Below are 7,781 nucleotides of genomic sequence, written 5' to 3' on the forward strand. Positions count from 1 at the left end.
CATGGCGGCAATCCTTGATGCCCTGCAGGTGCTGCACCGCGCCCGAAATGCCGAACGCGATATAAACGCTCGCCTCGACCGTCTTGCCCGTCGCGCCGATCTGCTTGTCGCGCGTGAACATGCCGTTGTCGACGGCGACACGGCTCGCGCCAATCGCCGCGCCGAACGTGCTCGCGAGCTTCTCGAACGCAGCGACGTCGTTGACGCCGTTGCCCGCCGATACGATGAAGTCCGCTTCTTCGAGCGCGACCTGCGCGGCGTCTATTTCCTCGATGCCGAGATCGCGGTAGGCGCTATTYGATGCGTTGTCCGTTTGCGCGAACGCCGGCATCTCGATGCGCTCGCCCGCGCCGACGAACGGCAGGCGCGTATCGACGGCGCCCGCYGCGAGCAGGATCACGTCAGGCAACGCACGCGTCGCGTAGGCCTTCTTCGCCTGCGCATAGGTCGACACCTGCTTCGCGTCGATCTGCACGACATGTGTCGCGATGCTCGCGCCCGCGAGCGCCGCATAACGGCGGCCGAGATCGCCGTCGCCTGTCGCGTTGTCGGGCATCAGGATATGAGTGGGCGTGAGCTGCGCGACGCAGGCGGCCACCGCCTGTACTTCGCGCTCCGGCGCAAACGCGCGGCGGTCGAACGACGGCAGTTCGATCACCTTGTCGGCGCCGAGCGCCGCCGCGTCGTCCTTCAGTTCGCCAAGCACCAGCAGCGCGACTTGCGTCGCGGTATCCGCGATCAATGCAGCAGCAGCCAGCGCCTGACGCGCGTGATCGTCGAGACCGCCGCGATCGCTGTGCGCGACGACGAGCAGCGTGTGCTGAGGCGCCTGCATCGTGCGCAGCCCTTTGGCGGCCGTGTGACCGTGCGCGCCCGTCTGCAGCGCATCGTCATACGATGCGCCCGCCACATGCTCCGCGCCCAACGTGATGCGCTTCAGTCCTGCCGCCGTGATGACGAACGGCCGGCGCGGATCGATACGTTTGATGGTTGTATTCATCGTTCACTCCAGCGCTGCCGCAACGAGTTCGGCCACATCGAGCACTTCGGGACGCGGACCGACCACGCCTTCGAGCATTGCCGTGCAGTTCGGGCAGCCCACCGCGACCACTTCCGCGCCGATCGCACGCGCATCGGCGATGCGGATATCGGGAATGCGCTGCTTGCCGGGGATGTCCGTGAGCGGCGCACCGCCGCCACCGCCGCAGCAACGGCCGCGCTTGCCGTGCCGCTCCATCTCGACGACCTTGATGCCGATCGTCTTCAGCAACTGGCGCGGCGCTTCCGTCTCGCCGTTGTAGCGGCCCAGATAGCACGGATCGTGGTACGTGATCTTCCTGTCGTTGAACGCATTGACCGCTTTCGGCGACAGCTTGCCGCTCGCGACCAGCTCCGCGAGGAACGTCGTGTGATGCAGCACGTCGTAGCGTCCGCCGAGCGCGCGGTATTCGTTGCGCAGGCTGTGCATCACGTGCGGATCGGCGGTGACGATGCGTTTGAAGTTCAGCGTGGACAGCGTGCCCATCATCTGCTTCGCCATGCGCTGGAACGTGGCTTCATCGCCGAGACGCCGCGCGACGTCGCCTGTATCCGTTTCCTGCGCGCCCAGCACTGCGTAATCCACGCCCGCCTTGTTCAGCACCTTGACGAGCGAGCGCAGCGTGCGCTGATAGCGCATGTCGAACGCGCCCTCGCCGGCAACGAGCAGCACGTCGACGGGCTTGCCCGGCTGCGCGACGGGCGAGCTCAGATCGACCGACCAGTCGTAACGCGCCGCCTTGTCGTAGCCGCCCGCCGTGCCTGTCTCGCGCAGATTCGCGAGCACTTCGGGGCCCTTGCCCGGCACCGTGCCGTGCACGAGCGTCTGGTTGCGGCGCATGTCGACGATGGCATCGACGTGCTCGATCAGCATCGGGCATTCGTGCACGCAAGCACGGCACGTCGTACACGACCACACGGTATCCGCTTCGATCAGGCTCGATATGATTGGGCGCTGCGGCTCGCCGCCGTGCTGGCCGACCTTGATGCCGGGCGTCGGGCTGCCGGCATAAGCGGCGTCCGTGCCGCCGACCATGCCCGTCACGAGGTCCTGGATCAGCTTCTTCGGATTCAGCGGCTGGCCTGCCGCGAATGCCGGACATGCCGCTTCGCACTTGCCGCACTGCACGCACGCATCGAAGCTGAGCAACTGGTTCCAGCGAAACTCGACGGGCTTGCCGACGCCATACTCGTTCTGTTCGAGCACGGGCGCTTTCAGTGCCGTCGCCGGAACGACCTGTTCCTTGCGCACGGCGCCTTCAGCAGCAAAGCGTTCCTGACGCGGATGAAACGCCAGATGCAGAAGACCCGCGAGCGCATGCTTCATCGGACCGCCGCGCGCCGCGCCGAATGTCATCGCGAACGCGCCCGCCGCGATCAGCAGCGCGAAGACGATCGCGAGCCCGCCCGACATCGCCGATGCAGGCAGCAGCGTGTACAGCAGCAGACCGAGCGCGAACGAACCGAGCAGCCACGGCAGCGTATTCCACGGACCACGCGACAGACGCGCGGGCACATCCTTCGCATGACGGCGGCGCCACACGAACACGGCACCCACCAGCATGATCAACGCGGCCAGAAAGATCAGCCGGTCGAGCCACGGCGAATAGAGCGCGAGCCCGTAGTTGACGAAAACGAGCGCGAATGCCGCAATCGCACCGCCTGCCGTGGCGATGTGCGTCTTCGCGATGTACGGATCGCGCGCCACGACATGATGCAGATCGACGAAGTAGCGCTTCGGGATGGTCAGCAGATTGGTCCAGCCGAATGCGCCGGCTGCCGTTGCCCGTCCGAGACGCCAGTACGCCGCCCGTTTTGCGACCGCGAACGCAAGGCCGGCGACCGATACCCACAACAGCGCGGTAATGAGAAACGCCGGGCTCATCGTCAAAAGTCCTTGCAAAGACGCAGCGCGTCGTAGATCGCGCCGTGGATGTTGTGCATCGAAATGCAATCGCCGACTCGGAACAGCAGGAAGCGTCCATTGCCGAGTTCTTCGGAGAGCGACGGCTGCGGCTCGGCGGCGAAGAGCTTTTGCACGTCGACCTGGCCGCGATTCACTGATTCGGGCTTGAGCTTCCAGTACAGCGCGTCGTTCGGCGTGCTGCCGTTTTCGATCACGACCTGATCGACGGCGCGCTCTTCCTGTTCTTCCGTGTACTCGTTGCGGATCACGGCGATCTTCTTGCCGTCCTCTTCGTACACGCGGTCCAGCCAGTAATTCGGCGTGTGGATCACRCCTTGCGCGTAGAGGCGCCGGTAGAAAATCGGGAACGTGGTGCCGCCGACRTCGTCGGCCACTTTCACGTCCGGCGTCACGATCTCGACCTTCGAGCCGCGGCTCGMRATGAAATCGGCGACACCTGCGCCCGCATGCGTGCTCACGCCGTCGTACACGAGCACGTTCTGCTTCGGCTCGACCTTGCCCGACAGGATGTCCCACGAACTGACGGCCAAACCTTCGTCAACGCCCCATGCGGGCACCTGATGCGTGAAGCTGGAACCACCCGTCGCGAGCACGATGATGTCGGGCTTCTCGGCAAGAATCATCTTCTCGTCGGCCTCGACKCCMAGACGCCGGTCGACGCCGAGGCGCTTCGTTTCCATATCGAACCAGCGCACGATGCCCGCCATCTGCTCGCGTTGCGGCGCCTTCGCGGCCAGCATGATCTGCCCGCCGACGGCATCGCTCTTCTCGAACAGCACGACATCGTGACCGCGCGAGCGCGCAACGCGCGCCGCTTCGAGTCCCGCCGGACCCGCGCCGACCACCACGACCTTGCGGCGCGGCCCGCGCGTCTTCTCGATCACGTGAGGCATCGTCGCTTCGCGCGAAGTCGCCGCGTTCTGCACGCACAGCACGTCGAGGCCGTTGTACTGGCGGTCGATGCAATAGTTCGCGCCGACACACTGTTTGATTTCGTCTTCGCGGCCATCGCGGATCTTGATGACCATGTGCGGATCGGCGATCTGCGCGCGCGTCATGCCGACCAGATCGACCATGCCGTTCGCGAGCAGACGCTCCGCTTGCCCCGCGTCGCGAATGCTTTGCGCGTGCATGATGGGCAGCTTCACGACCGACTTGATGCCCGCCGCGAGATGCACGAACGGTTCGGGCGGCAGCGCCATCGGCGGCATGCAGTTCGCGAGCGTGTTGTGCGTGTCCGCGCCCGAGCCGATCACGCCGATGTAATCGATCAGGCCCGTCTCCGCCATCGCCTGGGCGATTTCCTTCAGTTGCTCGTGATCGAGGCCATCTTCATGGAACTCGTCGCCGCACATGCGCAGGCCGACGCAGAAGTCCTTGCCGACTGCTTCGCGCACGGCATTCAACACTTCGACGCCGAAGCGCAGACGGTTTTCGAGCGAGCCGCCCCATTCGTCCGTGCGGAAGTTCGTGCGCGGGCTCCAGAACTGATCGATCAGATGCTGGTGCGCGGCTGAAATCTCGATGCCGTCCATGCCCGCATCCTTCACGCGCTTCGCAGCCGCCGCGAAGTCGCCGATGATGCGGCGGATCTCTTCCACTTCGATGATCTTCGCGTTGCCGCGATGCACGGGCTCGCGCACGCCGGAAGGCGTCATCAGATGCGGCCAGTGCTCGCCATGAAATGCGGAGCGGCGGCCCATGTGCGTCGCCTGAATCATGATCTTCGCGCCGTGCCGATGCATCGCTTCCGCGAGACGCGACAGCGGATCGATGATCTTGTCCGTCGACAGATTGACGGACTTCCACCAGCCCTGCGGACTATCGATCGATACCGGGCTCGACCCGCCGCACACGGCGAGGCCGACACCGCCCTTGGCCTTTTCCTCGTAATAGCGGATATAGCGGTCGCCGGGCAGACCGCCCGGTTCGGCATAGACCTCGGCATGCGCGGTACTGACGATGCGATTGCGCAGTGTCAGCTGATTGAGCGTCAAGGGTTTGAACAGATTGGGGTAACGCATCGCAAGCGACCTCGGGCGGTGTTCGGTTCAGGCTCTGATATGCCGTGCAGTGTTAATGTGCAATCGGCGACACTTCAAATACGCAGTGGTCGTGATGCTCGGCTGCACACTGCACTTCTATCGACTGCGCGCGCGGCGCGTTCTTGCCGCCGTCACTGGTGTCATTCACCCAGTCCATCGCACCCGCGAACCAGCCGGCGAACATATAGCAAAGCTTGCCTTCCTTGCCGGGCTGCGCGAGCACGAACGACGAGTGATGCAATTCGATCTTCGCGCGCGCCGTCGACGGGTCGGCTTCGACGATCTTGAAGAGGCCCCAGCCGCGTTGCGACAGGCGCTTCAGGTAGTGCTCGAAAACAGCCATGCCGCTGATGCCATGCTGCTTCGCTTCCTTGTCGCACCAGTGATAAGCGGACTTGTAGCCGGCCTTGTAGAGAATCTCGGCGTACACGTCGCGGCCGAGTGCTTCTTCGACGGCCGTGTGGTTGTTCGTGAAGAAATGACGCGGCACGTACAGCATCGGCAGCGCGTCGGTGGTCCAGACACCCGTGTTCGGATCGACGTCGATGGGCAGTTGCGGTTGCATCGTGGGTTCCTTGTTCTCTAGATTGATTTAGACGTTCCAGACTTCGCCGAAGAAGCGCATCCAGTTCTCGCCCATCACTTTCCTGATGCGGGACTCACCCCAGCCCGCGCGTTCCATCGCGGCCGTCAGGTTCGGAAATTCGCCGATCGTGCGGATGCCTTCCGGATTCACGACCTTGCCGAAGTTCGTCAGACGGCGATAGCGGCCCTTGTCATGCGTGATCCAGTCGAAGAATTCGGTGCTATAGCCTTGCGTGAAGTCCGTGCCGATACCGACCTTGTCTTCGCCGATCACGTCGATTACATATTCGATCGCTTCGAGATAGTCCTCGACGGTCGCATCCGGGCCTTTCTTCAGGAACGGCGAGAACATCGTCACGCCGACGAAGCCGTTTGCATCGGCGATCTCTCTCAACTGCTCATCCGTCTTGTTGCGCGGGTGATCCTTGAGTCCCGACGGGCAGCAGTGCGAGTACGTGACGGGCTTCTTCGAGCAGGCGATCGCATCCGACGACGTCTTTGCGCCGACGTGCGAGAGATCGACCAGAATGCCGACGCGGTTCATCTCCTGGATCACTTCGCGGCCGTAGCCCGAAAGGCCGCCGTCCGCTTCATAGCAGCCGGTGCCGACGAGGTTCTGCGTGTTGTAGCAAAGCTGCACCACGTTCACGCCGAGTTCCTTGAACACTTCGATATAGCCGAGGTTGTCCTCGAACGCATACGAATTCTGGAAGCCGAAAATGATGCCCGTCTTGTTCTCTTTCTTTGCGCGCAGGATGTCATCGGTCGTGCGGACCAGCGTCAGGATCTCGCTGTACTCGCGGATCTGCTGTTTCATTTCCGCGATGTTGTCCACGGTCTTCTGAAAGTCTTCCCACACGGAAACCGTGCAGTTGACGGCCGTGACGCCGCCCTTTCTCATGTCCTCGAACACCGAGCGCTCGAACTTCGAAATGTTCAGGCCGTCGATGACGATGCTGCTCTCGTGCAGGTTGCTCATGCTTGACTCCGTAGCGATGGATAAGGGACGGTGCGTTTGCGACGGCTCAGTAGATCGGGAAGCGTTCGCACAGCGCGAAGATCTCGCGGCGCACGCGTTGCTCGGTTGCGGCATCGCCATCGGGATGCGTGCGCAGCGCGTCGAACACTTCGAGAATCAGCCGGCCGATGTCGCGGAACTCGGCGACGCCGAAGCCGCGCGTCGTGCCCGCCGGCGTGCCGAGGCGAATGCCCGACGTGACCGTCGGCTTTTCCGTATCGAACGGAATGCCGTTCTTGTTGCAGGTGATRCCCGCGCGTTCCAGCGCCTGCTCGACCTGCGTGCCCTTCAAGCCCTTCGGCCGCAGATCGACGAGCAGCAGGTGGTTGTCGGTGCCGCCCGTCACGAGATCGACGCCGCCCTCCTTCAGCACTTCGCCCAGCGCCCGCGCGTTGGCCAGCACATTGTCGATATACGTCTTGAAGCTGTCTTCGAGCGCTTCGCCGAATGCGACCGCCTTGCCGGCGATCACGTGCATCAGCGGACCGCCTTGCAGCCCCGGGAACACAGCCGAGTTGATCTTCTTCGCGATCTCTTCGTCGTTGGTGAGGACGAAGCCGCCGCGCGGACCGCGCAGCGTCTTGTGCGTGGTCGACGTGACGACGTGCGCATGCTCGACGGGATTCGGATGGCGGCCCGCTGCGATCACGCCCGCGATGTGCGCCATGTCCACCATCAGCTTCGCGCCGACGCTATCGGCGATCGCGCGGAAGCGCGCGAAGTCCAGCACGCGCGGATAAGCGGAGAAGCCCGCGATGATCAGCGACGGCTTGTGCTCATGCGCAAGCTTTTCGATCTGGTCATAGTCGATGCGCATGGTCTCGCGATTCACGCCGTACTGAACCGCGTTGAACCACTTGCCCGACAGCGCGGGCTTCGCGCCGTGCGTGAGGTGGCCGCCCGCATCGAGCGACATGCCGAGGATCGTATCGCCGGGCTTCGCGAGCGCGAGCATCACGGAGCCGTTCGCCTGTGCGCCCGAATGCGGCTGCACGTTGGCAAAGCCTGCGTTGAAGAGCGTCTTGATCCTGTCGATCGCGAGTGCTTCCACTTCATCGACGAACTCGCAACCGCCGTAGTAGCGCTTGCCCGGATAACCTTCCGCGTACTTGTTCGTCAACACCGAGCCTTGCGCTTCGAGCACCGCGCGCGACACAATGTTTTCCGA

General features: G+C 63.7%; 6 protein-coding genes. All 6 read right to left on the reverse strand.

Translation table 11 applies throughout. The features are described 5' to 3' along the window. On the reverse strand, positions 1 to 1,000 hold a 1,000-nt coding region (locus GCT13_RS46160; RefSeq protein ID WP_152768272.1), incomplete at its 3' end, for an electron transfer flavoprotein subunit alpha/FixB family protein. 3 nt (positions 1,001 to 1,003) lie between these two features. Then, a complete protein-coding gene (locus GCT13_RS46165; protein WP_152768273.1) occupies positions 1,004 to 2,923 on the reverse strand; it encodes a (Fe-S)-binding protein in 1,920 nt (639 codons plus the stop codon). Between the two features lie 2 nt (positions 2,924 to 2,925). Further along, the gene (locus GCT13_RS46170; protein ID WP_152768274.1) at positions 2,926 to 4,989 is read right to left on the reverse strand and encodes an NADH:flavin oxidoreductase; all 2,064 of its coding nucleotides are present in this window, start codon (positions 4,987 to 4,989) and stop codon (positions 2,926 to 2,928) included. 52 nt (positions 4,990 to 5,041) lie between these two features. Further along, positions 5,042 to 5,575 (reverse strand): DUF5943 domain-containing protein, encoded by a 534-nt coding sequence (locus GCT13_RS46175; RefSeq protein ID WP_152768275.1) that lies wholly within the window; start codon positions 5,573 to 5,575, stop codon positions 5,042 to 5,044. 27 nt (positions 5,576 to 5,602) lie between these two features. After that, a complete protein-coding gene (locus tag GCT13_RS46180) occupies positions 5,603 to 6,574 on the reverse strand; it encodes a dipeptidase (RefSeq protein WP_152768276.1) in 972 nt (323 codons plus the stop codon). Positions 6,575 to 6,620: 46 nt separating this feature from the next. Next, a partial coding sequence (locus GCT13_RS46185) for a serine hydroxymethyltransferase (RefSeq protein WP_152768277.1) occupies positions 6,621 to 7,781 on the reverse strand: 1,161 nt, incomplete at its 5' end.

The sequence above is a fragment of the Paraburkholderia franconis genome (genome assembly GCF_009362735.1).
GTDB classification, from domain to species: Bacteria; Pseudomonadota; Gammaproteobacteria; order Burkholderiales; family Burkholderiaceae; genus Paraburkholderia; species Paraburkholderia franconis.